The sequence below is a fragment of the Erythrobacter colymbi genome (assembly GCF_002155685.1).
GTDB classification, from domain to species: Bacteria; Pseudomonadota; Alphaproteobacteria; order Sphingomonadales; family Sphingomonadaceae; genus Erythrobacter; species Erythrobacter colymbi.
In genome coordinates this window covers 23799-46831 of sequence record NZ_MUYK01000008.1, presented here as the reverse complement: position 1 = coordinate 46831, position 23033 = coordinate 23799, and the positions used below count along the sequence as shown (strand labels likewise).

General features: G+C 67.3%; 22 protein-coding genes and 1 tRNA gene. 15 read left to right on the top strand and 8 right to left on the bottom strand.

The window, feature by feature from the left end; genetic code table 11:
• Positions 1 to 18: 18 nt before the first annotated feature.
• A complete protein-coding gene (locus tag BZF57_RS14615; RefSeq protein WP_086739287.1) occupies positions 19 to 426 on the top strand; it encodes an EVE domain-containing protein in 408 nt (135 codons plus the stop codon).
• Between the two features lie 118 nt (positions 427 to 544).
• On the opposite strand, the gene BZF57_RS14610 is transcribed toward BZF57_RS14615, so the two are convergent.
• A complete protein-coding gene (locus BZF57_RS14610; RefSeq protein ID WP_086739285.1) occupies positions 545 to 2236 on the bottom strand; it encodes a thiamine pyrophosphate-binding protein in 1692 nt (563 codons plus the stop codon).
• Between the two features lie 195 nt (positions 2237 to 2431).
• On the opposite strand from BZF57_RS14610, the gene BZF57_RS14605 reads away from it, so the two are divergent.
• Positions 2432 to 2623: a hypothetical protein gene (locus BZF57_RS14605; RefSeq protein ID WP_086739283.1), complete on the top strand. Its 192-nt coding sequence runs from the start codon at positions 2432 to 2434 to the stop codon at positions 2621 to 2623.
• On the opposite strand, the gene BZF57_RS14600 is transcribed toward BZF57_RS14605, so the two are convergent.
• Complete coding sequence (locus BZF57_RS14600) at positions 2620 to 3948, bottom strand: MFS transporter (RefSeq protein WP_086739281.1); 1329 nt, start codon at positions 3946 to 3948, stop codon at positions 2620 to 2622. The two genes, BZF57_RS14605 and BZF57_RS14600, sit on opposite strands and share 4 nt — an antisense overlap.
• Positions 3949 to 4091: 143 nt before the next feature.
• Between BZF57_RS14600 and pgsA the strand changes: the two genes are divergently transcribed.
• Entirely contained in the window at positions 4092 to 4700 is a 609-nt protein-coding gene (pgsA, locus tag BZF57_RS14595; RefSeq protein ID WP_086739279.1) for a CDP-diacylglycerol--glycerol-3-phosphate 3-phosphatidyltransferase, read from the top strand.
• Between the two features lie 32 nt (positions 4701 to 4732).
• A complete protein-coding gene (locus tag BZF57_RS14590) occupies positions 4733 to 5071 on the top strand; it encodes a hypothetical protein (protein ID WP_086739277.1) in 339 nt (112 codons plus the stop codon).
• A gap of 7 nt (positions 5072 to 5078) precedes the next feature.
• Here the strand turns inward: BZF57_RS14590 and BZF57_RS14585 are convergent, their stop codons facing one another.
• From BZF57_RS14585 to rnd, 4 genes are all read right to left on the bottom strand, one after another.
• Positions 5079 to 6299, bottom strand: a complete 1221-nt coding sequence (locus tag BZF57_RS14585) for an alginate export family protein (protein WP_086739274.1) — start codon at positions 6297 to 6299, stop codon at positions 5079 to 5081.
• Positions 6296 to 7309: an SRPBCC family protein gene (locus tag BZF57_RS14580; RefSeq protein WP_086739272.1), complete on the bottom strand. Its 1014-nt coding sequence runs from the start codon at positions 7307 to 7309 to the stop codon at positions 6296 to 6298. Before BZF57_RS14580 ends, BZF57_RS14585 begins: the two co-directional genes overlap by 4 nt.
• Before the next feature lie 40 nt (positions 7310 to 7349).
• Entirely contained in the window at positions 7350 to 8246 is an 897-nt protein-coding gene (locus tag BZF57_RS14575; RefSeq protein ID WP_086739270.1) for a hydrogen peroxide-inducible genes activator, read from the bottom strand.
• A gap of 121 nt (positions 8247 to 8367) precedes the next feature.
• Positions 8368 to 9576 (bottom strand): ribonuclease D, encoded by a 1209-nt coding sequence (gene rnd, locus BZF57_RS14570; RefSeq protein ID WP_086739267.1) that lies wholly within the window; start codon positions 9574 to 9576, stop codon positions 8368 to 8370.
• A gap of 178 nt (positions 9577 to 9754) precedes the next feature.
• Here rnd and aspS point away from each other — a divergent pair, with 178 nt between their 5' ends.
• The 9 genes from aspS to BZF57_RS14525 all read left to right on the top strand — a co-directional run bounded on the left by aspS (position 9755) and on the right by BZF57_RS14525 (position 17456).
• Positions 9755 to 11545, top strand: a complete 1791-nt coding sequence (aspS, locus tag BZF57_RS14565; RefSeq protein ID WP_086739265.1) for an aspartate--tRNA ligase — start codon at positions 9755 to 9757, stop codon at positions 11543 to 11545.
• A gap of 70 nt (positions 11546 to 11615) precedes the next feature.
• Positions 11616 to 11981 (top strand): MarR family transcriptional regulator, encoded by a 366-nt coding sequence (locus BZF57_RS14560; protein ID WP_086739263.1) that lies wholly within the window; start codon positions 11616 to 11618, stop codon positions 11979 to 11981.
• Positions 11982 to 12002: 21 nt separating this feature from the next.
• Entirely contained in the window at positions 12003 to 13007 is a 1005-nt protein-coding gene (locus BZF57_RS14555; protein WP_086739260.1) for a hypothetical protein, read from the top strand.
• Positions 13007 to 13996 carry a hypothetical protein gene (locus BZF57_RS14550; protein WP_086739258.1) on the top strand — a complete coding sequence of 330 codons (990 nt, stop codon included), beginning with the start codon at positions 13007 to 13009 and terminating at the stop codon, positions 13994 to 13996. Before BZF57_RS14555 ends, BZF57_RS14550 begins: the two co-directional genes overlap by 1 nt.
• Positions 13997 to 14078: 82 nt before the next feature.
• A complete protein-coding gene (locus BZF57_RS14545; protein ID WP_017666217.1) occupies positions 14079 to 14315 on the top strand; it encodes an acyl carrier protein in 237 nt (78 codons plus the stop codon).
• 131 nt (positions 14316 to 14446) lie between these two features.
• Entirely contained in the window at positions 14447 to 15706 is a 1260-nt protein-coding gene (gene fabF, locus BZF57_RS14540) for a beta-ketoacyl-ACP synthase II (protein WP_086739256.1), read from the top strand.
• Between the two features lie 13 nt (positions 15707 to 15719).
• Positions 15720 to 16676 (top strand): endolytic transglycosylase MltG, encoded by a 957-nt coding sequence (gene mltG / locus BZF57_RS14535; protein ID WP_086739254.1) that lies wholly within the window; start codon positions 15720 to 15722, stop codon positions 16674 to 16676.
• Positions 16677 to 16735: 59 nt separating this feature from the next.
• A complete protein-coding gene (locus tag BZF57_RS14530; protein WP_086739252.1) occupies positions 16736 to 17266 on the top strand; it encodes a 2'-5' RNA ligase family protein in 531 nt (176 codons plus the stop codon).
• A 113-nt stretch (positions 17267 to 17379) separates the two neighbouring features.
• Positions 17380 to 17456 (top strand) — tRNA-Met (locus tag BZF57_RS14525).
• A 78-nt stretch (positions 17457 to 17534) separates the two neighbouring features.
• Here BZF57_RS14525 and BZF57_RS14520 read toward each other — a convergent pair.
• Both BZF57_RS14520 and BZF57_RS14515 read right to left on the bottom strand, forming a co-directional pair.
• Positions 17535 to 18905 carry a sensor histidine kinase gene (locus BZF57_RS14520; RefSeq protein WP_086739250.1) on the bottom strand — a complete coding sequence of 457 codons (1371 nt, stop codon included), beginning with the start codon at positions 18903 to 18905 and terminating at the stop codon, positions 17535 to 17537.
• Positions 18902 to 19627 (bottom strand): response regulator, encoded by a 726-nt coding sequence (locus tag BZF57_RS14515; RefSeq protein ID WP_086739248.1) that lies wholly within the window; start codon positions 19625 to 19627, stop codon positions 18902 to 18904. The genes BZF57_RS14520 and BZF57_RS14515 overlap by 4 nt, the downstream gene beginning before the upstream one ends.
• 121 nt (positions 19628 to 19748) lie before the next feature.
• Between BZF57_RS14515 and BZF57_RS21270 the strand changes: the two genes are divergently transcribed.
• Both BZF57_RS21270 and BZF57_RS14510 read left to right on the top strand, forming a co-directional pair.
• Positions 19749 to 22415 (top strand): TonB-dependent receptor domain-containing protein, encoded by a 2667-nt coding sequence (locus tag BZF57_RS21270; RefSeq protein WP_162291022.1) that lies wholly within the window; start codon positions 19749 to 19751, stop codon positions 22413 to 22415.
• Between the two features lie 59 nt (positions 22416 to 22474).
• Positions 22475 to 22996 carry a retropepsin-like aspartic protease gene (locus tag BZF57_RS14510; protein WP_162291021.1) on the top strand — a complete coding sequence of 174 codons (522 nt, stop codon included), beginning with the start codon at positions 22475 to 22477 and terminating at the stop codon, positions 22994 to 22996.
• The last annotated feature ends 37 nt before the right edge of the window (positions 22997 to 23033 follow it).

Below are 23033 nucleotides of genomic sequence, written 5' to 3'. Positions count from 1 at the left end.
GCAGGAGCACGCCCACCGATGGCCTATTGGCTGATGAAATCCGAACCCTTCAAATACAGCTGGGACGACCTAGTCGCCGAGGGCGAGGGGACGTGGGACGGCGTGCGTAACTATCTGGCGCGCAACAATTTAATGGCGATGCAGCCGGGCGACGAGGCGTTCTTCTACCACTCCCGCGAGGGGCTCGAGATTGTCGGGATCGCCGAGATCACCGTCTCCGGGATCGGCGATCCGACCGACGAGACGGGCAAGTGGGCGGCGGTGAAGCTGAAGGCCAAATCGAAGTTCGCAAGGCCCGTCACCCTTGCCGCGATCAAGGCCGAGCCGCGGCTGGCCGAGATGCAGCTCATCCGTCTCTCGCGCCTGTCGGTCTGCGGGGTGACGCCGGAGGAATGGGCGGTGATCTGCGAGATGGCCCAAGGCTGACCCGCCGGCGCCGCGATGTTTCACGTAAAACATCGCGCTGACGGGGGTCTGGCGCGGTCTGGCGGGAGTCTGGGCCGCGCGAAACGCGATCTGGACCCCTGCGAGACCGGCGCGGGAATCAGGCCGTCCGGTTCGCCCTTGCGCGCAGGCCGCTGATCGTCGCGCCGCTTGCGGCAATGCGTTCGAGATCGGTCACGGCGTGGATCAGGCGGATGCCGCTGCGACCCTTCGCCTCTTCCAGCGCGGCGACGAAGCCTTCGGTCGTCTCCACCCGCGTGCTCCACGCGCCGAAGGCCGCGCCCAGCATCGCGAAATCGGGATTGGCGAGCTGCGTGGCCGACACGCGGCCGGGATATTCGCGCTCCTGATGCATCCGGATCGTGCCGTAGGCGCCGTTGTCGACCACTACCACGATCAGGTTCGCGCCATATTGCGCGGCGGTGGCGAGTTCCTGCCCGTTCATCAGGAAGTCCCCGTCACCCGCCACGGCAACCACGGTGCGGTCACGATGCTTGAGCGCCGCCGCCACCGCCGCGGGCACGCCATAGCCCATCGCCCCGCAGGTCGGTGCGAGCTGGCCGGGATAGGCGGCATAACGCCAGTAGCGGTGCCACCAGCCGGCGAAATTGCCTGCGCCGTTGCAGATGATCGTGTCGGCCGGCAGGCTTCCGCGCATCGCCGCCACGCAGGCGCCCAGATCAATCGCGGCGTCTGACGGCTGCGGGGTGGCCCAGGCGAGCCATTCGGCGTGCGCCTCGGCCCCGGCGTCGAAGGGGATGATGTCGCTGTGATCCCACAGCGCCGCACATTCGGCGAATTCGTCCATGGAGCAGCACAGTGCGAGGTCGGTGCGATAGACGCGGCCAAGTTCCTCGGGATCGGGGTGGATGTGGACGAGGGTCTGGCCGGGGTGCTCGAGCGTCGGCACCTCGTAGCCGTCGGTGGTCGCCTCGCCGAGCCGCGCGCCGACCGCGATCACGAGGTCGGCGGCCTTGACCCGCTCGACCAACTTGGGGTTGGGGCCATAGCCGAGGTTGCCGGCATAGACCGGGCTGTCGGGCGCAATCGCGTCCTGACGGCGGAAGGCGGTCGCCACCGGCAGGCCGATGCTCTCGGCGAACTGCTGGAAGTAGGCCCGCGCCTTGGCGTTCCACCCCGCGCCGCCGATGATCGCGATGGGGCTCGCGGCGTCACCGATCATGTCGAACAGCGCGCGCATCGCATCGGGGCACACGGCCTGTGCCGGGCGCAGCGCCATCGGGCGCGGCTGGAGGCTGGCGGGAACGTGCTCGACCAGCATGTCCTCGGGCAGGGCGAGCACCACCGGGCCGGGCCGCCCGCTGATCGCCACGGCATAGGCCCGCGCGATATATTCGGGGATGCGCAGGGGATCGTCGATCCGCGCGGCCCACTTGCAGATGGGCGAGAAGAAGGCGGTGAAATCGACCTCCTGAAAGCCCTCGCGCCCCTGCATCCCGCGCGCGACATCGCCGACGAACAGGATCATCGGCTGCGAATCCTGATGCGCGACATGGACGCCGATCGAGGCATTGGTCGCGCCCGGGCCGCGAGTGACGAAGGCGACCCCCGGGCGGCCCGATCCGGCCGCGTTCATCGCCCCTTCGGCGCAGGCCATGAAGGCGACCCCGCCTTCCTGGCGGCAGGTGACGACCTCGATCTCCGGCCGGTCGGGCAGGGCATCGAGCACGGCGAGGAAGCTTTCCCCCGGCACGGTGAAGATCCGCTCGCAGCCCTGCGTGGCAAGGCAATCGACCAGCAGCGCAGCTGCGGTGCGGGTGGAATCGGTCATGTGAAAAGCTCTCCCGTCGTCCAATCCCGAGCCTCTAACGGCGCGCGGGCGAGGGTGCAAACGGGGAGCGGCACCTTTGGCCGGGTCCACAGCCCGGCACGGCCTGTCCCACGCTGTGACACACTCGCCGCAAAGCGTTTCCAATGGTTAAGAAAGTCTTAAAACTGGGCACCTGACCTTCGGGAGAATCGCAAAATGCGTCGCAGCCTGGTCCTCACTGACGAGACCGCCCGCCACTGGTTCCGCGCCAGCCTGCCGCCGCACGTGAAGCGCGACCTGATCCCGATTCCGGCGGAGAGCCTGTGGCGGCTGACGATGGAAGACGTGCGCGGGGTCGCCAGCACCTATGTGGCGCTGACGCTCGCGGTGTTCGCCTTCATTATCTAGATCTGGGCGGCAACCTCGGCCGGGCGCTGCTGCTCGACCTTGTAGAGCTTGCGCGAGAGCTGTGCCGAGACGATGCACAGGAACAGGCTGAGCAGCAGCTGTTCCTCTAGCGGGATGCCGAAGAAGCCGAGCACGCCGGCAACCCCTGCGCCCACCGCCATGAACACGCAGGAGACGAAGTTGTTCGCCGCGACCGAGCGCGAGGCTTCGGACTTGTCGACCCGCGTCGTCAGGAAGGCGTAGAGGGGCACCACGAACATGCCGCCTGCCACCGCGATCAGCAGCAGGTTGGCGATCAGCACCAGCGCGAGCGGCTGTTCGAGGAATTCGGGCACCGAGAACAGCCCGCCTGCCGCCGGGGTCAGGTTCCACATCCGGCATTCGAGGTAGAAGGTGATCAGCAGCACGCCCATCACCAGCACCGATACGGCGGAATGGCGCGCGGAAATCTCGCCCTTCAGCAGCGCGTTGATCGCCACCGATCCGATCGCGATGCCGGCCGAGAAGGCGACCAGCAGCACCATCGCCACCTGCTTGTCGGCGAGAAGCACGTTCTTGGCGAGGGGGAAGAACTGGGTGCCGAGGATCGCGGCAATCGCCCAGAAATAGCTGATCGCGAGCACCGAATAGCGCAGCTCGGGATTGCCGAAGGAAAAGGCGATCAGGTCCTTCGAGGCGCGGATCGGGTTCCAGTCGATCTTGGTGTCCTCGCACTGCGCGGGCGCGGGCGGCACCTGGCGGCACACGACATAGCCGATCAGCGCGAAGACGATGATGGCGATGGTGCTCTCCTCGACGGTAAAGATCGCCGAGAGGATCATGCCGGCAAGGATCGCCACATAGGTCCCCGCCTCGACCAGGCCCGTGCCCGCGAGCACCTCGTCCTCTTCGAGGTGCTGGGGCAGGATCGCGTATTTGATCGGGCCGAAGAATGTGGAATGGAGCCCCATCGCGAACAGCGCGAGGAACATCAGCGGGATCGCGACGGTCTCCACCGCCACGCCGCGTGCGGCCATCATCAGCCCGATGCCGCCGACAATCATGATGATGATCTCGGCAAACTTGATCCAGCGGATGATCTTGGTCTTGTCGCGCATGTCGGCAAGCTGGCCCGAGGTGGCCGAGAACAGCACGAAGGGGATCACGAACAGCGCGGTGGCGACGCCGCTGATCAGCGTCTCCATCTCGGGCGAATCATACAGCTGGTACACGATGAACAGCACCATCGCGTTCTTGTAGAGATTGTCGTTCAGCGCGTTCAGGAGCTGGGTCAGGAACAGCGGCAGGAAGCGCCGCTTGCGCATCAGATCGAGTGATGTGGTCATGCGTGGTGTACGCTGTCGCTTCCCTGTTCGTTACCCGCGACATAGCGGCAGGGGCGGCTTACACAAGTGCGCAAAGGGAGGGGATGCGTGCGGGGAGGGCTTTTGCCGCGCGCCATCCGGCGCTAGAGCGGGGGTCACACACCATGTCGAGCCTGCCCAATATCCTCACGCTGTCACGCATCTTCGCGGTGCCGCTGCTGGCGTTCTTCCTGTGGTGGCCCGAATGGCGCGCGGGCTATCTGGTGGGCTTCGTGCTCTATTGCATCATCGCCATCACCGACTTTTTCGACGGCTATCTGGCGCGCGCGCAGGGAACGGTCTCGAAGCTGGGCATCTTCCTCGATCCGATCGCCGACAAGATCATGGTCGCCGCGGTCATCCTGGTGCTGACCGCACAGGGCTATCTGCGCGGGCCCTATGCGGGCGACGTCCACGTGATCGCGGGGCTGGTGATCCTCGTGCGCGAGATCGCGGTCTCGGGCCTGCGCGAGTTTCTGGGCGGGATCCAGGTCTCGGTCCCGGTTTCGGCGCTCGCCAAGTGGAAGACGACCTTCCAGCTGGTGGCGCTGGGCGCGCTTATCCTCGGCGGCGCGGTCCACGGACCGCCGTGCCAGTCGGTGTTCGAGGGCTGCGGGTCGGTCGCGGACAGCTGGGTGCACCTCGTCGGCCTCGTCTCGCTGTGGACCGCCGCGGCGCTGACGCTGATCACGGGATGGGATTACCTGCGCGTCGGCCTCAAGCATATGGATTGAGGCGGGCGGCGCTTCAGGTTACACCGTCTCCTATGGACACGGAGCCGCAGCCCGGATCGGGCGACTATGTCGGACAATTGGCGGATCACGCGCGCCGGCTTCAGGGTGAGGCGCGCGACGCGATCGCGCGCGGGGAATTCACCCGCGCCTCGGCGCTGATCGGCGATGCGGAGCTGCTGGCGGAGGACGTCCACGGCCTCGTCGGCGACATGGAACGGCGCCAGCTCGGCGATCTGACCTTGCTCGCCACCTACGACATCCGCGCGCTCGCCGCCGCGGCCCCCGTGCGCCTGCCCCCGCCACCGCGCCGCAGCCTGCGCTTGGCGATCGGCGCGACCCTCGCCATGAGCCTCGCGCTGACCGAATGCTGAGGCGCGGCTAGAGCGCCCACTCCACCTGCGCCAGCAGTCGCTGGGCATCGCTGCCGAAGCCTTCGGACACGTAATTGGCATAGCGCAGCGAGAGCGCGGTGCGGCCCCACTTCGCGCTCGCCAGCAGATCGACCTCGTTGCCGTAGACCCGCGCGTTGCGGTCCGAGGTGAAGTGGCGCAACACCGCTTGCAGGCGCAGGTTCTGCAACGGGCCGACCCTTGGGAAGCTGTGCGCGGCGGTCGCGTTGAAATCGCGCACGCCATCGGGCGGGGTGGGCAGGAAGCGCCCGATCAGCCCCAGAAACTTGACCCCCGAGGACAGCGGCGTCTGGAACGAGGCGAAGGGCTGACCGCTATCGGCGCCGAGGCTTTCGAACCCCGCCGCCAGCCGCCACCCGCGATGCTCGAAGGCGCCCTCGGCCTGAAAGTAATCGGCGGCATAGTCGTTGGGGTTGCGACCATAGTCCGACTGGCGCGCGTAGCTGGCGGTGTAGCCCAGGCTCGCGTTCGCTGCGATTGTCTGCGCGCCTGCCAGCCGCACCCCGTAGGTCTGGCTGGAGAGCCGGAAGTTCTGCACCGCCGCCTCGTCGAGCTCGACGAGGTAGGCAAAGCCCGTGAGCGTGCCTGCCGGGCTCTTCCACGCGGCATTGACGAAGACCTTGTCCCCGCCCACCGCCTGCTGGCGCGCGCCCGTGCCGTCGATCCCCCATATGGTGCGGAAGCTCCACGCATAGCTGACGTCGAGCTTGAGATCGGCTGCCGGCTTCCACACCACCCGCGCCGCATCGAAGGTCTGCGCGTTCTGCCGGATCGGCGCGACCCCGACGAGGCGTTCATCGTCGAGGCTGATCTCCTGCCGCCCGAGCGTGGCTGTGAGCGCGGGCGAGGTGTAGCGGACAAAGCCCTGATAGAGGGCGATGTTTTCCGGATCGGGCACGATCGGCCGCTCGGCCTTGCCGTTGAGGCCGTTGTTGTAATCCTCGACGATGGCGAGGTTGCCTTGCCCCTCCACCCTCACGCTCCAGCGCCCGGCCTTCGCCTCGGCCCCGGCGCGCAGGCGCACCATCAGTGCCTCGGCGCTTTCGGGCAGATCGTCCTGCGCGGCGGTCTCGCGCTGCAGGCGGATGTTGACGAGCGGGGTGAGGCTGACAGGCTCGGCCAGCGCGGGTGCAGCCGGGGCCAGCAGCCCCGCGAAGGCAAGCAAGGTCGGACGAAGCGGCAGGATCATGCGCCCGCTTTGTCGGCGCGGCCCTTGATGATCGCCAGCACGTTGTCCTCGACATCCCCGAGCATCTGCTCGCCCCACAGCGCCGCGTACCAGCCGAGGCGGCTGCGCATCGCGTAGGTGGTGGAAAGCGTCACCCGCACCCGTCCGTCCGCCAGCGGGGTGAGGGTATAGCCGCCGCGGGCGATCTTGAGCATCGGGCCGTCGGGCGAAATGTGCCGGTCGGTATAGGCCTGCACCGAATTGTCGGGGAAGGCGAAATCCCATGCGATGCGGCGGCCGGGCTCGAGCGTGGTGACGCGCTCCTCGAAGCGGATCGCGCCGCCCCAGCGGCCCTCGCGCACCAGCCGGCCATCGCGCGTCACCAGCCGCGCTGCGGCGGGTCGGGGGATGCCGGCGATGTCGTGGGTGAAGGTGGCTAACCCCTCGTCCTCGCGGACAGCGGGAATGGAGAGCAGCAGCGGCCAGACGTCCCCGGCGCTCGCGGCAATATCGACATGGCGCACCACGCTGCGCTCCTCCCACGCGGGCGGGCTCGCTTCCTCGGCATAAAGCAGCGCGAAGGGCAGGGCGGCGAGCGCCAATGCCTGCACCCGGGTCGTGCCCTCGGCCTGCGCCGCGCGCCGCTGGCGGCGGTGGATGATCCACGTCGCCAGCCCGCCGCCGAGCCCTGCCGCCAGCCACAGGGGCAGCACCATCAGGATGCAGACGAGCCCCTCCTGCCCGGTGAAATGCATCAGCGCGAAGATGATGGCGAAGATCAGCACCGGCGCGGCGATGCAGCCGTAGTGCGAATAGATCTGTAGCCCCGCGCCCGTGATCAGCGCGCCGATCGCGAAGGGGATCAGACCCATGAAGGCGATGCCCGCATAGGAGGCTTCGAGCGATCCGCTGTTGAGCAGCAGCAGACCGCCCAGCAGCAGCGCGAGGATCGCCAGCAGAAACCCCGCTCCCGCCGTGCGCGGGCTCGGGGCGGCGGGGTAGGGGAGGGGCTCCTCGTCAGGCGCGGTCATGGATGCAGCCTAACCGCTTTCGCCTGCCGCGCCAACGGCTTCAGCCCGCCCGCAGTTCCTCGGCGAGGAGCTGGAAATCGGCCTCGCGCGGGGAGTTCTTGCGCCAGGCGAGCACGATCTCGCGCTTGGCGGTGGGACTGTCGACGGGGCGTGCGACCACTTCGGTGCCCGCAAGGATGCCCGCCCGCAGCGCCATTTCGGGGAGCATGGTGAGGCCGAGGTCATTGTCGACCAGCTGCACCAGCGTGTGCAGGCTCGTCCCGATCATCGCCGCGCTGGCGCGCAGTTCGGCGCGGTTGCAGGCGGCCAGCGCATGGTCGCGCAGGCAGTGGCCATCCTCCAGCAGCAGCAGCCGCCCCTGATCGATCATCTCGGGCTTGATCGAGGCGGGCGGATCGCGCGGGTCGTCCTTCGGGAAGGCCACGAACAGGCGGTCGTCGGCGATATGGGCAATGGCCGCATCGCCGGTGTCGAATGGCAGGGCCAGCAGCACGCAATCGACCCGCCCGTGGGAGAGCGATTCGAGCGCGTCGTGGCTCGTCTCCTCGCGCAGCATCAGCTTGAGATCGGGGCGCTCCCGCTTCAGCCGGGGCAGGATGCGCGGCAGCAGGAAGGGGGCGATGGTCGGGATCACGCTCATGCGCAATTCGCCCGAAAGCGGCTTGCCCGAGGCCTGCACGAGATCGGCGAGCTCCTCCGCCTCGCGCAGAAGCCGATTGGCCTTGGCCACCACCTGCTCGCCCAGCGCGGTAAAGCGCACCACGCGGCGCGAGCGTTCGACCAGCGTCACGCCGAGCAGCGATTCAAGCTCGCGGATCCCCGCCGAGAGCGTCGATTGCGAGACGAAGCTGGCGTCCGCCGCCTTGCCGAAATGCCCGTGCTCGTGAAGCGCCACGAGGTATTGCAGCTGCTTGATGGTGGGGAGGTAGGTGGACATGGCGTTACCTCCTTAATCCGTTCGCCCTGAGCTTGTCGAAGGGCCGTTTTTCACTTCAGGCTTCGGTTCGAGAAGAAGTGCAGGGCTTCGACAAGCTCAGCCTGAACGGGGAGGTGGCTATTCACTCCGCCGCCAGCGTGTCGGGCGCGGATTCCGGCACCACCACGTCGTCGATATGGGTCATCTTGAGCCGCCCTTTCTCGACCGCGAAGGCGAGCTTGCCCTCGACGAGGTCGAGCGCATCCTTGCCGAACACCTCGAACCGCCAGCCTTGCAGCACGGGCAGATCGCGCACGCCCGCGGCGAGCGCTTCCATCTCGTCGGCGCGGGTAAGCAGGCGCGGGGCAACGTCGATCTCGCGGGCGCGGATCTTGAGGAGGAGCTTCAGGAGGTCCGCGACGAGCGCGCCTTCCTTGCCCAGCGGTGCGCCCTGCTTGATCTTCTCGGGCATCTCGCTCTTGGGCAGAGGCTCGGCCTCGGCGAGGACCTTCATCAGCCGCTTGCCGATGTCGTTGTCCTTCCACGCCGCCGAAAGCCCGCGCACCTTGGCAAGGTCGGCCTGCGCCTTGGGCGGATGGCTGGCGATGTCGGCGAGGGTCTCGTCGCGCATGATCCGGCCGCGCGGGATGTTCTTGTGCTGCGCCTCGGCCTCGCGCCATGCGGCGAGCGCCTTCATCCGCCCGAGCACCTGCGGATTGCGGCCCGGCTGGCGGATGCGCTTCCAGGCGACGTTGGGATCGGTGAGGTAGTTGGCGGGGTCCGCCAGCTTTTCCATCTCCGCGTCCAGCCACACGCCGCGCCCGGTCTTGATCAGCTTCTTGAGGATCTTGGGGAAGATCGCGGAGAGGTGGGTCACATCGCCGATGGCATATTCGATCTGCCGCTCGGTCAGCGGGCGGCGGCTCCAGTCGGTGAAGCGCGCACCCTTGTCGATGGTGAGGCCGACCCAGGTCTCGACGAGGTTGGCATAGCCGATCTGTTCGGACTGGCTGATCGCCATCATCGCGATCTGGGTGTCGAAGATCGGGTGCGGGGTCTTGCCCGTGAGGTTGACGATGATCTCGACATCCTGCCCGCCGGCATGGAAGACCTTGAGCACGTCCTCGTTGTTGCACATCAGGTCGAGCAGCGGCGTGAGGTCGATCCCGTCGGCCATCGGATCGATCGCGGCGGCTTCTTCCGTATTGGCGATCTGCACCAGGCAGAGTTCGGGCCAATAGGTGTTCTCGCGCATGAATTCGGTATCGACCGCGACGAAATCGGACTTCGCGAGGCGGTCGCAGAGGTCGGAGAGGGCCTCGGTGGTGGTAATCAGCGGATGGATTTTCATGTCTTCTTTTCGCATTGCCGGGCGGAGTGCCGCCCTCGGGATCGATCCCGGTAAGCCCGCACCGCTTGACAAAGTGCGAGGCTTGCCCTGTTAGCGCGCCGACGACGGAGCCGATGCTTCGAGCAGCGCCGCGCGAGCGCGCCCTAGCGTCTTAGCCGCAAACAGGACAAGAGTTTAGATGCACCCCTATCGCACGCACACTTGCGCACAGCTTTCTTCCGGCAACGTCGGCGAGACCGTCCGCCTGTCGGGCTGGATCCATCGCAAGCGCGACCACGGCGGCGTGCTGTTCGTCGACCTGCGCGATCATTACGGGATCACGCAGATTGTGGCCGATACCGACAGCCCGGCGCTGCCGGTGCTTGAGGGCCTGCGCGTGGAGAGCGTCGTCACCATCGAGGGGACGGTGAAGGCGCGTGCTGCCGGGACAGTCAACGCCAACCTTGCAACCGGCGAGATCGAGGTTTTCGCGCGCGGTGTCACCGTGCAGAGCGCGGCGGAAGAGCTGCCGATGCCGGTCGCCGACGAGCAGCCTTACCCCGAGGATATCCGGTTGAAGTACCGCTTCCTCGACCTGCGCCGCGAGACGCTGCACAAGAACATCATGACCCGCGTGGCGGTGATCGCCGACATGCGCAGCCGCATGAACGCGGCCGGATTCAACGAGTTCTCGACGCCCATTCTCACCGCTTCGAGCCCTGAAGGCGCGCGCGACTTCCTCGTTCCGAGCCGCATCCATGCGGGCAAGTTCTACGCGCTCCCGCAGGCGCCGCAGCAGTACAAGCAGCTGCTGATGGTCGCGGGCTTCGACCGCTACTTCCAGATCGCCCCCTGCTTCCGCGACGAAGACCCGCGCGCCGACCGCCTGCCGGGCGAGTTCTACCAGCTCGACCTCGAAATGAGCTTCGTCACCCAGGAAGAAGTGTGGGAGACGATGGAGCCCGTGGTCCAGGGCTCCTTCGCCGCCTTCGCGGGCGACAAGCACGTGACCCCCTCGGGCCAGTTCCCGCGCATCCCCTATGACGAGGCGATGCTGAAGTACGGCAGCGACAAGCCCGATCTGCGCAACCCGCTGATCATCAGCGACGTCTCCTCGCACTTCACGCAGTCGGGCTTCGGCCTGTTCGAAAAGATCGTCGGCGGCGGCGGCGTCGTGCGCGTCATCCCCGCGCCCGCGACCCACGAGAAGAGCCGCAAGTTCTTCGACGACATGAACGACTGGGCGCGCAAGGAGGGCTACGCGGGCCTCGGCTATGTGACCCGCAAGGGCGGCGAATTCGGCGGCCCGATCGCCAAGAACCACGGGCCCGAGCGCATGGCGCAGCTCTATGCCGAGCTCGGCCTTGGCGAGAACGACGGCTTGTTCTTCGCCGCGGGCAAGGAAGCCGACGCCGCCAAGCTCGCCGGTGCCGCGCGCATTCGCGTGGGCGAGGAGCTGGGCCTCATCGACGAGAGCCGCTTCGAGCTGTGCTGGATCGTCGACTTCCCGTTCTACGAATGGAACGAGGACGAGAAGAAGGTCGACTTCAGCCACAACCCCTTCTCGATGCCGCAGGGCGGGATCGAGGCGCTGGAGGGGCAGGACCCGCTCACCATCAAGGCGTTCCAGTACGATCTCGTTTGCAACGGCTACGAGATTGCATCCGGCTCGATCCGCAACCACAAGCCCGAGACGATGGTGAAGGCCTTCGAGATCGTCGGCCTGTCCAAGGCGGATGTCGAGGAGCGCTTCGGCGGGATGTACCGCGCCTTCCAGTACGGCGCGCCGCCGCACGGGGGGATGGCTGCGGGCGTCGACCGGATCATCATGCTGCTGTGCGGCGCGAAGAACCTGCGCGAAATCTCGCTCTTCCCGATGAACCAGCGCGCCGAGGACCTGCTGATGGGCGCACCGTCCCCGGCCGAGCCGCGGGCGCTTCGCGAGCTGCACCTGCGCGTGGTCGAGCCTCAGGCGAAGCCCGCGGGCTAAGCCTTAGCGCGCGACAAGTCGCTTGGATTCTTCCCGAGGGCGCTCTATCCTCGTGGGAAGGAGACATGTGATGTCGATCTTCAAGCGCGCGACCAAGGGCTCGACCGAATTTCTGAAGCATCCGGCCAGCAACCCGCCCATCGTTCCGCCGCTGCGGCCCGAGCAATCCGCCACAGCCGAAGCGGCAGAACCGGCGGCCGAAACCGCCGATGACAGCGTCGCCTGGACCCAGATCCTCGATCTGATCGGCCGCAAGGGCGGACTGACGGTCGACGCCATCGGCAAGGAACTGGGGGTCGAGCAGGACGCTCTCGAAGCCCCCTTGCAGACCATGCAGGACGAAGCGCTGCTCGAATGCCACGGACAGGACAAGCGCATGATCCTGACCGCGATCGGCCAGCGCGCGTTCAAATATTCGCAGATTGCCAAGATGTAGTCTTTTCGCCTCGGGGGGGGAATGATGGACGCGGTCGAACAGGCGAAGAAACCGATGCTGCCGCCTGCGGTGGTGGCAGGGGTGCTTGCTGTGGTGCTGGTGGGCGCGCTGGCGGCGCTGCTCGGCTGGTTTTCGCCTGCGAACCCGGCCCCTGTCGATCCGTTGCAATTGCTCACCGCCCTGGTCGGTGTCGCGGTCGGCGCGACCGAGATGATGGCACGCTATCGCGACCGGCCTTTCGCCCCGCTCGCAAGCTGGCCCGGGGTCATCTACATCGCGGTCAATGGCGGGGCGGCGGCGCTCGCCTTCTATCTGGTGCCGGCCGAGAAGCTCGGGCTCTCGGACGAACTCCATGTGCTGACCGCCGGGCTGGGGGCGATGGCGCTGTTCCGTTCGGGCCTGTTCACCGTGCGGATCGGGGACGAGGACGTGGCGGTCGGCCCCAATCTCATTCTCCAGATCCTGCTCCAGGCGCTCGACCGTGCCTATGACCGCGCCCGCGCGGTTCCACGCGCGACCCGCACCAATGACATCATGCGCGGCCTCGCCTTCGACGATTGCAAGGGCGCGCTGCCGGCCATCTGCTTCAACCTGATGCAGAACGTCTCCGAGGAGGAGCAGGCGGCGCTGGCCGAGCAGATCAAGCACCTCGACGCCCGCACCGATATCCCGGCCGAGACCAAGAGCCTGGTGCTGGGACTCGCGCTGCTCAACATCGTGGGCGAGCACACGCTGGACACGGCGGTGAAGGCGCTCGGCAATGTCAGCCGCTCGGCCGCCCCGCTCGATCCCGATCTGCTGCTGCTGCTGGCCAAGCTCGATCCGCAGAAGGTGGTCGATCTGCTGCCGGGCATCTGCAATGTCGTGTGCCATGCCGATCTCGTGCGCACCTCGCCGGAGAACCTCGTGACCGAAATTTCCGCCATGCCCCTGCAGGTCGAGAACAAGGCAGCGCTGATGCTGGTGCGGCTGACGCAGGTCTACAACAAGAGCACCGTCGCGATGGCGCTGCGGGTGATGGTGTGATGCGGCCGGGTGTGCGCAGTGCCGTGTTCTGTGCGGCGGCGGTCTTAGGCGCTTCGGGTGTGCAGGCCGAGACGCTTCCCGTTGCCGGCATTTATGCTGCCGGAACCGATGCGCCTTCGCGCGCGCGCTCGATCGCGATTGCCGACTTTTCGGGGCGCGGGGGCGAGCGGCTGGCTTTTGCCATCGACAGCGCCTTGCGCTCTGCTGTGATTGAGGGGCAGCCCTATTTCGCCCTGACCTTTACCGCGCCCGCTTTCGGTGACAGCTACACCTACGATGGCAACCCGCAGGCCCCCGCCGCGCAGGCCGGCCCCGATGCGGTGATGCGCGGGATCGCCGAGGTCGAATGGCGCGACCGCGACGACGGCACCAAGGATGTCGAGGAATGCGCCGCCCGCGACGACCGCGGCAAGTGCAGCGAGAAGAAGACCGTCACCTACCCCTGCCGGATGCGCGAGGTGACCTTGCGGCCCGAGGTGCGCCTCGTCGCGCGCGAGGGCGATCTGCTCTATGCCAAGGGCGACACCGCCACCACCGGCCGCCGCTTCTGCAAGGACGAGAAGGGCAGCCCCTCGGTCGATTCGATGGTCGAGGAACTGGCGCGCGGCTTTGCCGATGCGGTGCGCCACGATCTCGCGCCCGAATACCGTGCCGAGGCGATCCGCGTGCTCGAAAGCCGCGAGGGGATGAGCAAGGCGGACCAGAGTGCGTTCAAGGCTGCGCTGCGCCTCACCAAGAACGATGTGGCAGGGGCCTGCCGCGCCTTCGCAGCGCTCGAGGCGAGCAATCCGCAGAGCATCACCATCCTGTTCAACATCGGCCTGTGCCGCGAGGGCGAGGGCGAGCTGGAGCTGGCCGAGCGGTTCTATCGCGCCGCGCTCGACCTCAAGCCCGGCAAGCTCGAACCGCAGGAAGGCCTCGGCCGCATCGCCTCGCGCCTCAGGGCCGAGCAGCAACTTGTCCTTCATTACGGTGACGGTGGACGGTGAACGTCATGCCCACTTGCACATCCCCGCGCCCTTCTTTAGGGCGGGGGCGACTTATCTAACCCCAGTTTCAAGAGGGAATACCATGAGCGATACTGCCGACCGGGTGGCAAAGATTGTCGTCGAGCATCTCGGCGTCGAGGCTGACAAGGTCACTCAGGATGCAAGCTTCATCGACGATCTCGGCGCGGACAGCCTCGACATCGTGGAACTGGTGATGGCCTTCGAAGAGGAATTCGGCGTCGAAATCCCCGACGATGCGGCCGAGAAGATCACCACCGTCGGTGATGCGACCAAGTACATCGAAGAACACAAGGGCTGATTGCCCGACCATTCCCGTTGCCCTGAGCGTGTCGAAGGGTGCTTTCCGGCCCTAGGGCCGGGAAGACGGAACGGGGCTTCGACAGGCTCAGCCCGGACGGGTTGAGCCTGTTGTGCGTTTTGGAGAATGATATGCGCCGTGTGGTTGTTACCGGCCTCGGTCTTGTCACCCCGCTCGGCGGGGACGTCGAGACCTCGTGGGCGAACCTCATTGCCGGTGAAAGCGGGGCGGGCCAGATCACCCGCTTCGATGCCTCGAACCAGAAGTGCACCATCGCCTGCGAGGTGAAGGGCAAGGACCACCCCTGGGGCTTCGATCCCGACAAGCGGGTCGACCACAAGGTCCAGCGCCAGGTCGATCCCTTCATCGTCTACGGCATCGACGCCGCCGGGCAGGCGCTGGAAGATGCGGGCCTCACCGACATGACCGATGCCGAGAAGGAGCGCACCGGCTGCTCGATCGGTTCAGGGATAGGCGGCCTGCCGGGCATCGAGATCGAGAGCGTCAACCTCCACGAACGCGGCCCGGGCCGGGTCAGCCCGCACTTCGTACACGGGCGCCTGATCAACCTGATCACCGGTCAGGTGCAGATCAAGTACGGCTTCATGGGCCCGAACCACGCGGTCGTCACCGCCTGCTCGACCGGCGCGCACTCGATCGGCGATGCCGCGCGCATGATCGCAATGGACGATGCCGACATCATGCTGGCGGGCGGGGCGGAAAGCACCATCAACCCGCTCGGCATCGCCGGTTTCGCGCAGGCGCGCGCGCTCAACATGAGCATGAACGACCGCCCGACCGAGGCGAGCCGCCCCTATGACCGCAACCGTGACGGCTTCGTCATGGGCGAGGGCGCGGGCGTGGTGGTGCTCGAGGAATACGAGCGCGCCAAGGCGCGCGGCGCCAAGATCTACGCCGAAGTCACCGGCTATGGCCTGTCGGGCGATGCCTACCACGTCACCGCCCCGCACCCCGAAGGCCGCGGCGCGGAACTGGCGATGCGCATGGCGCTGAAAAAGGCCGGCCTCGGCCCGGGCGACATTGACTACATCAACGCCCACGGAACCTCGACAATGGCCGACACCATCGAACTCGCCGCGATCAAGCGCGTGCTGGGCGATGATCTCGGCGGGGCGTCGATGTCCTCGACCAAGAGCGCTATCGGCCACCTTCTCGGCGGAGCGGGCGCAGTCGAGGCGATCTTCTGCATCCTCGCGATGCGCGACGGGATCGTTCCGCCGACGCTCAATCTTCACGATCCCGATGACGGCACCGAGGGCATCGACCTCGTTCCCCTGAAGGCGAAGAAGAGGGAAGTGCGTGCGGTTCTCAACAATTCCTTCGGCTTCGGAGGCACCAACGCCTCGATCATCATGCAGAAGGTCGACTGACAACGTGAAAGATGTGCGGGGTCTCGTGCTGCTGGTGCTGGGCCTTGCCGCGGCAGGGATGGTGCTGGCGTGGACGTTCCTCGGATCGGCCACCATCACGAAGGACACGCCCTTCACGATCCCCGCAGGCGCCTCCGTGGGCACGGTCGCCGCCAAGCTCGAGGCCGAGGGGCTGATCTCCTCGGCCTCCGGCTTCACGCTTCAGGCGCGCATCTTCGGCTCCGACGCCCCGATCCAGGCGGGCGAGTTCCTGCTGAAGCCCGGCATGAGCCAAGGCGACATCCTTGACGCCTTCCAGTCGGGTGACGTGATCCGCCGCTTCGTCACCATCCCCGAAGGCATGCCCTCGATCCTCGTGTGGGAACGGCTGATGGCCGAGCCCCTGCTGACTGGCGAGGTGCCCGTGCCGCCCGAAGGCTCGATCCTGCCCGACACCTACAGCTTCGAGCGCGGGCAATCGCGCAAGGAACTCGTCGAGCAGATGCAGGCGGCGATGGACAAGGCGCTGGCCGAGGAATGGGCCAAGCGCGCGCCCGGCATCGCGGTCGACACGATGCGCGACGCGCTGATCCTCGCCTCGATCGTCGAGAAGGAAACCGGCAAGCCCGAAGAGCGCCGCATGGTCGCCGGGCTCTATTCCAACCGCGTGCGGACGGGGATGAAGCTGCAAGCGGACCCGACGATCATCTACCCGATCACCAAGGGCAAGCCGCTGGGGCGGCGGATCAACCAGTCCGAGATCACCGCGGTCAATGGTTACAACACCTACACCCGCACCGGGCTGCCCGTAGGGCCGATCACCAACCCGGGCCGCGCCAGCATCGCCGCGGTGCTCAATCCGGAAAAGACCGCCGCGCTGTTCATGGTCGCCGACGGGACGGGCGGGCACGCCTTCGCCGACACGCTCGCAGAGCACAACGCCAACGTCGCCAAGTGGTACGCCATCCGCAGGGATCGCGGCGAAATGTAAGGCTCTGGCCGCGATCCCTGGCTTGATCCGGGATCGCTTGCGGACCAGACCACCTGGCTATGCCCCAGCCGTTCATCGTCACCGCCGCGCTGCCGCCTGACCTTGCAGGTTTTGCCGAGGGCCTGCGCCGCGCGCATTATCCGCCCGAGCGCAACCATCTCCACGCCCACGTGACCCTGTTCCACGCCTTCGCGCCCTCGCTGCGGGAGGAGCTGGCGGACTATCTCCCGAAGATCGCCGCCGAATTCGCCGCGCCCGAGGGGGCGGTGAAGGGCGTGATGGATCTCGGCACCGGCACGGCCATCGCGCTCGAGGCGCCGCAGCTTCTCGCGCTTCGTGAAGGCATTGCCGAACATTTCCACGGCAGCCTCACCGCGCAGGATCTGGTTGAGCCGCGCCCGCACATCACGATCCAGAACAAGGTGACGAAGGACGAGGCGCGGGCGCTCCAGTCGCGCCTTCCTGCGCTGCTCGCGCCTTGGCTGGCCAAGCCGCCTTTCGCCTTTCCCGCATTGGAGCTGTGGCACTATCGCGGCGGCCCGTGGGAACGGGTCAAGGCCTGCGCCTTCCGGGGCAGCGCGCGCCTGTAGAACCCGCGCGCCAACGGGGCTTGACCCCGCGCGCCGCCCGCCCTAAGTGCGCGCCTCGCCCGGGCCGACACCCGGAGCCGAATCCGGCCGGACCACCCGCCGGATGCCCTTGGGGCGGAGTAGCTCAGCCGGTTAGAGCAGCGGAATCATAATCCGCGTGTCGGGGGTTCGAGTCCCTCCTCCGCTACCACTTTTCTCTCCCGTGAACGGCAGGCAGGCGGATCATCGGCCGATGGCCCCATCCGCGAATCCGATCCGCGATTGGAGTTCACGCCGCCGGCAAACGCAGTATCGCTGTTGTTCCACCGCCTGGTGCATCGCGTAGTTCGAAGGCGCCAGCATGCTGCGCCGCGAAATTGTGCACGATGCTCAGCCCCAGGCCTGCCCCGCCGGTGTCCCGATTGCGCGAGGCTTCACCGCGTTCGAAGGGGCGCAGGAGCCGCTCCCGGTCCGTCTCGGGAATGCCCGGTCCTTCGTCGCGCACCGAAATGGCAACTTCACCCTGCGAATGCGCGATACCGACCGTGCCGCCACCCGCGTAGGTCACGGCATTGCTGAGCAGGTTCTCGATCGCCCGGCGGAAGGCGGGCCCGGGGACCCGGATCTGCCCGTCCTCGCCCGGTTCGAGCCGGATTATCCCTCGCCCTGCATCCATCTCGTCCACGATCAGTTCGAGTGCCGCGCGCACGTCGATCAGCGCGGCCGGTGCGGCTGCGTCGCGGGCGAAGTTGAGCACCTCGCCGATCATCGCCTGCATCCGCTCGACATCATGCACCATGCGCGCCCGTTGCGGCTCGGGCACGCCTTCGATCCGCAGGCGCAGACCGGTGAGAGGAGTGCGCAGGTCATGGGCGATGGCGGTCAGCATGCGCGCCCGCTCGGTCGCCTCTTCGGCCAGGCGGTTCTGCATCACGGCGATCGCGGCCGCCGCTTCGCGCAATTCGCGCGGGCCTTCCTGCGGTATCAGCGAGGCATCGCTCCCCAGCGCGCCCGCCAGCGCGCGGAACGGGCGGGTCAGCCGCCGCGCAAAGAACCAGGCGAGAGGGGCCAGCAGCAGCAGGCTCACGGCCAGCGCGATGAGGATGCTGCGTTGCCATCCGCCGAGGAACGGCTCGGCAGGCCGGACCACGAGCCAACGGCCGTCGGGCTGTTTCAGGCTGGCGGCATAGGCCGGCAGGGGCAGATCGAGCAGCACCTGCCGCAAGGCCCCCGTCGCGGCCGCTGGTTCGACCACCTTGAGCTTCGCCATATCGCGTTCGCGCAGAACGATGGTATCGGGCAGGTCCTTGCCGAACATGCGCACTGCCTCCTCCTTCGGCATAGTCCGGACACTGACCGCGACGTCGGGTGCCGCGTCGAGCCGTGTCACGCGCAGATCATCGGCGGGCCTGCCGAGTTCGGCGGCAAGCAGGCCTTCGATCATGGGGATGCGAGCGCCCGAAGGCGGCGCGGCAGCGATGCGCCGCTCGAACCCGGTAGTCTCGCTGCGCAGCGCCATAACCGCCTCTGACGCGACGATCCGCGTGGCCGGAGGCGGCGGCGCGGCGAGCACGATGACCGCTGTGGCGGTGACGCTCAGCACCGCCACCGCGATCCCGAAGCCGCCGATCGACACGAGGGCGCTGGGTGCGCGCTTCATGCCCGCTGCACCGTCGGAAGGAACCGATAACCCGCGCCGCGCACGGTCTCGATCAGCGGGGCCGGGTCCGCTTCGGCGAGTTTGCGCCGCAATCGGCTGACAGCGATGTCGATGGCGCGGTCATAAGGCGCGGCATCGACCCCGCGGGCAAGATCGAGCAGGACATCGCGCGACAGGATTCGCCCCGGCCGCCCGACGAAGGCGGCGAGCAGCGCGTGCTCGCCCTCGGTCAAAACAAGCGCGCACCCGGACGGATCGCGCAGGCGTCGTTGCTCGACATCGAACCACCAGCCTGCGAACGTCAGAGCATCGCCAGCGCCACCGATCGGCTCAAGGCGTTCAGTGGTAGGACGTCGCAGCAGCGCCCGCACCCGGGCCAAGAGCTCGCGCGGCTCGAAGGGCTTGGTCATGTAATCCCATGCGCCGACCTCCAGCCCCACGATCCGGTCGGTCACGGCATCGAGCGCGCTGAGCATCAGGATCGGCGTGCCGCTAGCGCCGAGCCGCCGGCACAGCGACAGCCCGTCCTCGCCCGGCATCATGACATCGAGCACAATCAGGTCCGCGGGCGCTGCCGCCAGCGCGCGCTCGCAGGCCGCCGCATTCTCCGCCGCGCGCACCGCATAGCCGTGCATCCCGAGAAAATCGGCGATCGCATCGCGAATGCTCGCATCGTCGTCGACGACGAGGATCGCGCTCGGGGAATCGGGCAGGGGCGTCATGGCGGCCGGGATAGCAGGGCTTTGTAGCATTGGCGTATCACGAGCCGTTACACCCGCGCCATCCGGTCGATACGCAAGACTGCTCTTGTCCCCGCCAGGTTCACAAACTTGGAGATTTGGTGTGACAGGCAGATGGTGCGGCATTGCGGCGGGACTGCTGGTGGGCACGGCGCCGGGCGCGGTCCTGGCGCAGGCGGCTGAAGAGACGAAGGCGCCACCGGCGGCAAGCGACGCGAAGCTGGAAGGGGAAAGCGAAGCCACAGCTCCGCCGAAGCGGGTCTTCTACGGACCCGATGGCAAGCCGCTTCCCCCGGAGCTCGCAAAGCATATTGAGGAGCGGCTGAAGGACCAGCTCCCCCCGCCCGGCACCTCCGGAGCGCAGCCGACGGTGCGGGTCCAGACCCTTGACGGCAAGCCCCTGCCGCCAGAACTCGCCAAAAAGCTGCTCGAACAATTTGGTGATCAGCTCCCCCCCGAAGCGCGCGAGGCCGCGCAAGCGGCGGCGGGCACGGCGGAGGCTGACGAGAGCGCGGCTACGGCAAGCGATGCGTCGGCCAATTCCGACAGCATCGTCGTGTCGGGCGAGCGCCCGCGTGGCTCGGTGAACAGCGATATTCCGCCCGAACGCAGCTTCAGCCAGCTCGACATCCGCGCCTTCGGGGCCGAGAACATCGGCGCGCTGCTCGATACCATCGCTTCGCAGACCGCCAGCAACCGCGGCCGGGGTGACGCACCGCCGGTGACGCTGCTCAACGGAAGGCGCGTCTCCGACTTCGCGGAGATCGCACGGATCCCCTCCGAAGCGATCGAGCGCATGGAGATCTTCCCCGAAGAACTCGCGCTGCAATATGGCTACCGGGCGGACCAGAAGGTGGTGAACATCGTCACCTTCCCCCGCTACCAGTCGAAAGTGGGGCAGGCGAGCTTTCTGACCCCGGGCGAAGGCGGGCGGGAAACCGCCATTGGCAACGCCGACTATCTGCGGATCGCCGGCGACACGCGCATCGCGCTCGGCGCGACCTATTCGCACGCGGACAACCTGCGCGAAAGCGAGCGCGACGTGCAGCAGTTTGCTGCAACCCCCGAGCTAGCCGAGGTCCGCACGCTGCTCCCCGAGAACGAGCGCTTCGGCGTCAACGGCGTGCTCAGCGGGCATGTCCTCAAGGACATCTCGGCAACCCTCAACGGGCGGGTCGACGTCAGCCGCAACGAGAGCTTGCTCGGGCGCGGGCAGGGGCGGATCCTGCGGCGCGACAGCGACCAGACGCTGGTGCATTTCGGCACCACCATCGGCGGCCGCCTTGGCCGGTGGCAATGGACCGCGCTCGGCAATTTCGACCGGGCCGAGGGCGAGGTGCTCACCGATGCGGCGGATACGCCGTCACGGCGCGACGCTGCGCTCTCGACCGATACGCTGTTCAATGCCGATTTCCTCGCTTCGGGGCCGGTTGCGACGCTGCCAGCGGGCCCGCTGTCGGCAAGCCTGCGGATCGGGGGAGAGTTCCGCGACTTCACCGGCCAGGCCAACTTTGCCGGCGCCACAACGCTGGCCGATCTGTCGCGCGACCGGGGCGGCGTGCAGGCGGATGTCGCCATCCCCATTCTGAGCCGCACCGACGAGAAGGCATCGCCGCTTGGCAATCTGACGCTCAGTGCCAATGTCGCCTACGACCGACTGTCGGACGCGGGAACGCTGTGGACCTATGGCTTCGGTCTCAACTGGTCGCCGGCCAAGGCCATCGATCTCGTCGCCTCGTTCACGCGCGAAGAGGGTGCGCCGACGCTCGAGCAGCTGGGCGGGCCGACGCTGGTCACGCCAAACCTTCGCACCTTCGACTTCGTCCGCCGCGAAGTGGTCGACATCAACCGCGTCACCGGCGGCAACCCTGCACTTGCCAATGACGACCGCCGCCTGTTCCGGCTCGGTGTGACGCTGCGGCCACTGGACAAGACCGACTTCAGCATCAGCGCCGATTACGTGCGCAGCCGAACCGACAATCCGGTTTCCCCCTTTCCAATCCTTACTTCGCTGATCGAGACGGCCTTTCCCGAGCGCTTTATCCGCGATCAGGCGGGCGGCCTGCAACAGATCGATGCCCGCGCGGTCAACTTTGCCGAGGCGCGCCAGCAGCAGCTGCGCTGGGGCGTCAATTTCACCCGCCCGCTCGGCAAGGTGCCTGACTTCCTGCGCGATGCGCGGGTGAAGGTGGTGACCAGCGAGGCGGAGGTGAAGCGGCTGTTCCCGAACGCCACCGTGGTCCGCGCCGAACCCGGAAGCGAAACCGCGCAAGGGGCGGCCAACCTGACGAGCCGCCTATATCTCAGCCTCTATCACAACTGGTTTCTCGAGGACGAGCTCACCTTGCGCCGCGGCGGCCCGCGGCTGGATCTGCTCGATGGCGGCGCGGTCGATTTTCTCGGCGGCAGGCGGCGGCACGAGGTCGATCTCCAGGCGGGCGCGTTCAAGAACGGCTGGGGCGCGCGGGTCTCTGCCAACTGGCGCAGCGCGACTGCCGTGCGCGATCCGGGCCAGCCCGCGAGCGACCTACGCTTCGACGACTATGCGATCGTCAACTTCAACCTCTTCGCCAACCTCTCCGAAGCGGTCGGCGGCAAGAAGCCCCCTGCATGGCTGAAGGGCACCCGCCTGTCGCTCGGGGTCACCAACCTGTTCAACACCCGCCCGCAGGTGCGCGATGCGGCAGGCACCGTGCCGCTCAGCTACCAGCCGGCCTATCTCGATCCGCTCGGCAGAGTGATCAGCTTCAGCCTGCGCAAGATCATCTGACCACTCCGTGCCGCCGGTCGGCCATCCTTTCTTCCTTCCCTATTTGTGAGGTATTCTTCATGCGTCCCTTTGCCCTTGTCCTCGTCGCCCTTGCCATGGTCCTGCCTGCGCCCGCACCGGCTGCACCGCCCGAACCGAGCGAAGTCGGCCGCTTCCTCGCGAGCCAGGGCTTCACGGTCCTCAAGCTCACCAAGCTGCCCACTGGTCACGAGATCATCGATGTGGTGATCAACGGACAGGCTGGCACCTTCGTGCTCGACTCCGGCGCTGGTGCGACGGTGGTGCGGCATGACCGGCTGGCGAAGTTCGGGCTCGGCGCAGCGACCGACGAAGAGCAGGGCGCGGGCGCCGGGGGCAATATCGCTATCACCAGCCATCCGATCGAAAGTATCGCGCTCGGCGGCCGGGCCGTGCCCTTGACGCAGGTCTACAGCACCAATCTCGACAGCGTGGTCGCGCGGCTGAAAGCGGCCACGGGCACCGAGATCGACGGGGTTGTCGGGCAGGACATCCTCAGCGGCTTTTCCGGGATCATCAACATCGGATCGAGCGAGCTCTACCTCAAGCTTCCCGCGGGCTGAACCGATGCGGCACGGCGCAGCGGCATCGCCGTTACAT

Coding starts and splice junctions, on each gene's coding strand:
- BZF57_RS14615 (WP_086739287.1), top strand. CDS start 19: ATGGCCTATTGGCTGATGAAATCCGAACCCTTCAAATACAGCTGGGAC.
- BZF57_RS14610 (WP_086739285.1), bottom strand. CDS start 2,236: ATGACCGATTCCACCCGCACCGCAGCTGCGCTGCTGGTCGATTGCCTT.
- BZF57_RS14605 (WP_086739283.1), top strand. CDS start 2,432: ATGCGTCGCAGCCTGGTCCTCACTGACGAGACCGCCCGCCACTGGTTC.
- BZF57_RS14600 (WP_086739281.1), bottom strand. CDS start 3,948: ATGACCACATCACTCGATCTGATGCGCAAGCGGCGCTTCCTGCCGCTG.
- pgsA (WP_086739279.1), top strand. CDS start 4,092: ATGTCGAGCCTGCCCAATATCCTCACGCTGTCACGCATCTTCGCGGTG.
- BZF57_RS14590 (WP_086739277.1), top strand. CDS start 4,733: ATGGACACGGAGCCGCAGCCCGGATCGGGCGACTATGTCGGACAATTG.
- BZF57_RS14585 (WP_086739274.1), bottom strand. CDS start 6,299: ATGATCCTGCCGCTTCGTCCGACCTTGCTTGCCTTCGCGGGGCTGCTG.
- BZF57_RS14580 (WP_086739272.1), bottom strand. CDS start 7,309: ATGACCGCGCCTGACGAGGAGCCCCTCCCCTACCCCGCCGCCCCGAGC.
- BZF57_RS14575 (WP_086739270.1), bottom strand. CDS start 8,246: ATGTCCACCTACCTCCCCACCATCAAGCAGCTGCAATACCTCGTGGCG.
- rnd (WP_086739267.1), bottom strand. CDS start 9,576: ATGAAAATCCATCCGCTGATTACCACCACCGAGGCCCTCTCCGACCTC.
- aspS (WP_086739265.1), top strand. CDS start 9,755: ATGCACCCCTATCGCACGCACACTTGCGCACAGCTTTCTTCCGGCAAC.
- BZF57_RS14560 (WP_086739263.1), top strand. CDS start 11,616: ATGTCGATCTTCAAGCGCGCGACCAAGGGCTCGACCGAATTTCTGAAG.
- BZF57_RS14555 (WP_086739260.1), top strand. CDS start 12,003: ATGATGGACGCGGTCGAACAGGCGAAGAAACCGATGCTGCCGCCTGCG.
- BZF57_RS14550 (WP_086739258.1), top strand. CDS start 13,007: ATGCGGCCGGGTGTGCGCAGTGCCGTGTTCTGTGCGGCGGCGGTCTTA.
- BZF57_RS14545 (WP_017666217.1), top strand. CDS start 14,079: ATGAGCGATACTGCCGACCGGGTGGCAAAGATTGTCGTCGAGCATCTC.
- fabF (WP_086739256.1), top strand. CDS start 14,447: ATGCGCCGTGTGGTTGTTACCGGCCTCGGTCTTGTCACCCCGCTCGGC.
- BZF57_RS14530 (WP_086739252.1), top strand. CDS start 16,736: ATGCCCCAGCCGTTCATCGTCACCGCCGCGCTGCCGCCTGACCTTGCA.
- BZF57_RS14520 (WP_086739250.1), bottom strand. CDS start 18,905: ATGAAGCGCGCACCCAGCGCCCTCGTGTCGATCGGCGGCTTCGGGATC.
- BZF57_RS14515 (WP_086739248.1), bottom strand. CDS start 19,627: ATGACGCCCCTGCCCGATTCCCCGAGCGCGATCCTCGTCGTCGACGAC.
- BZF57_RS14510 (WP_162291021.1), top strand. CDS start 22,475: ATGCGTCCCTTTGCCCTTGTCCTCGTCGCCCTTGCCATGGTCCTGCCT.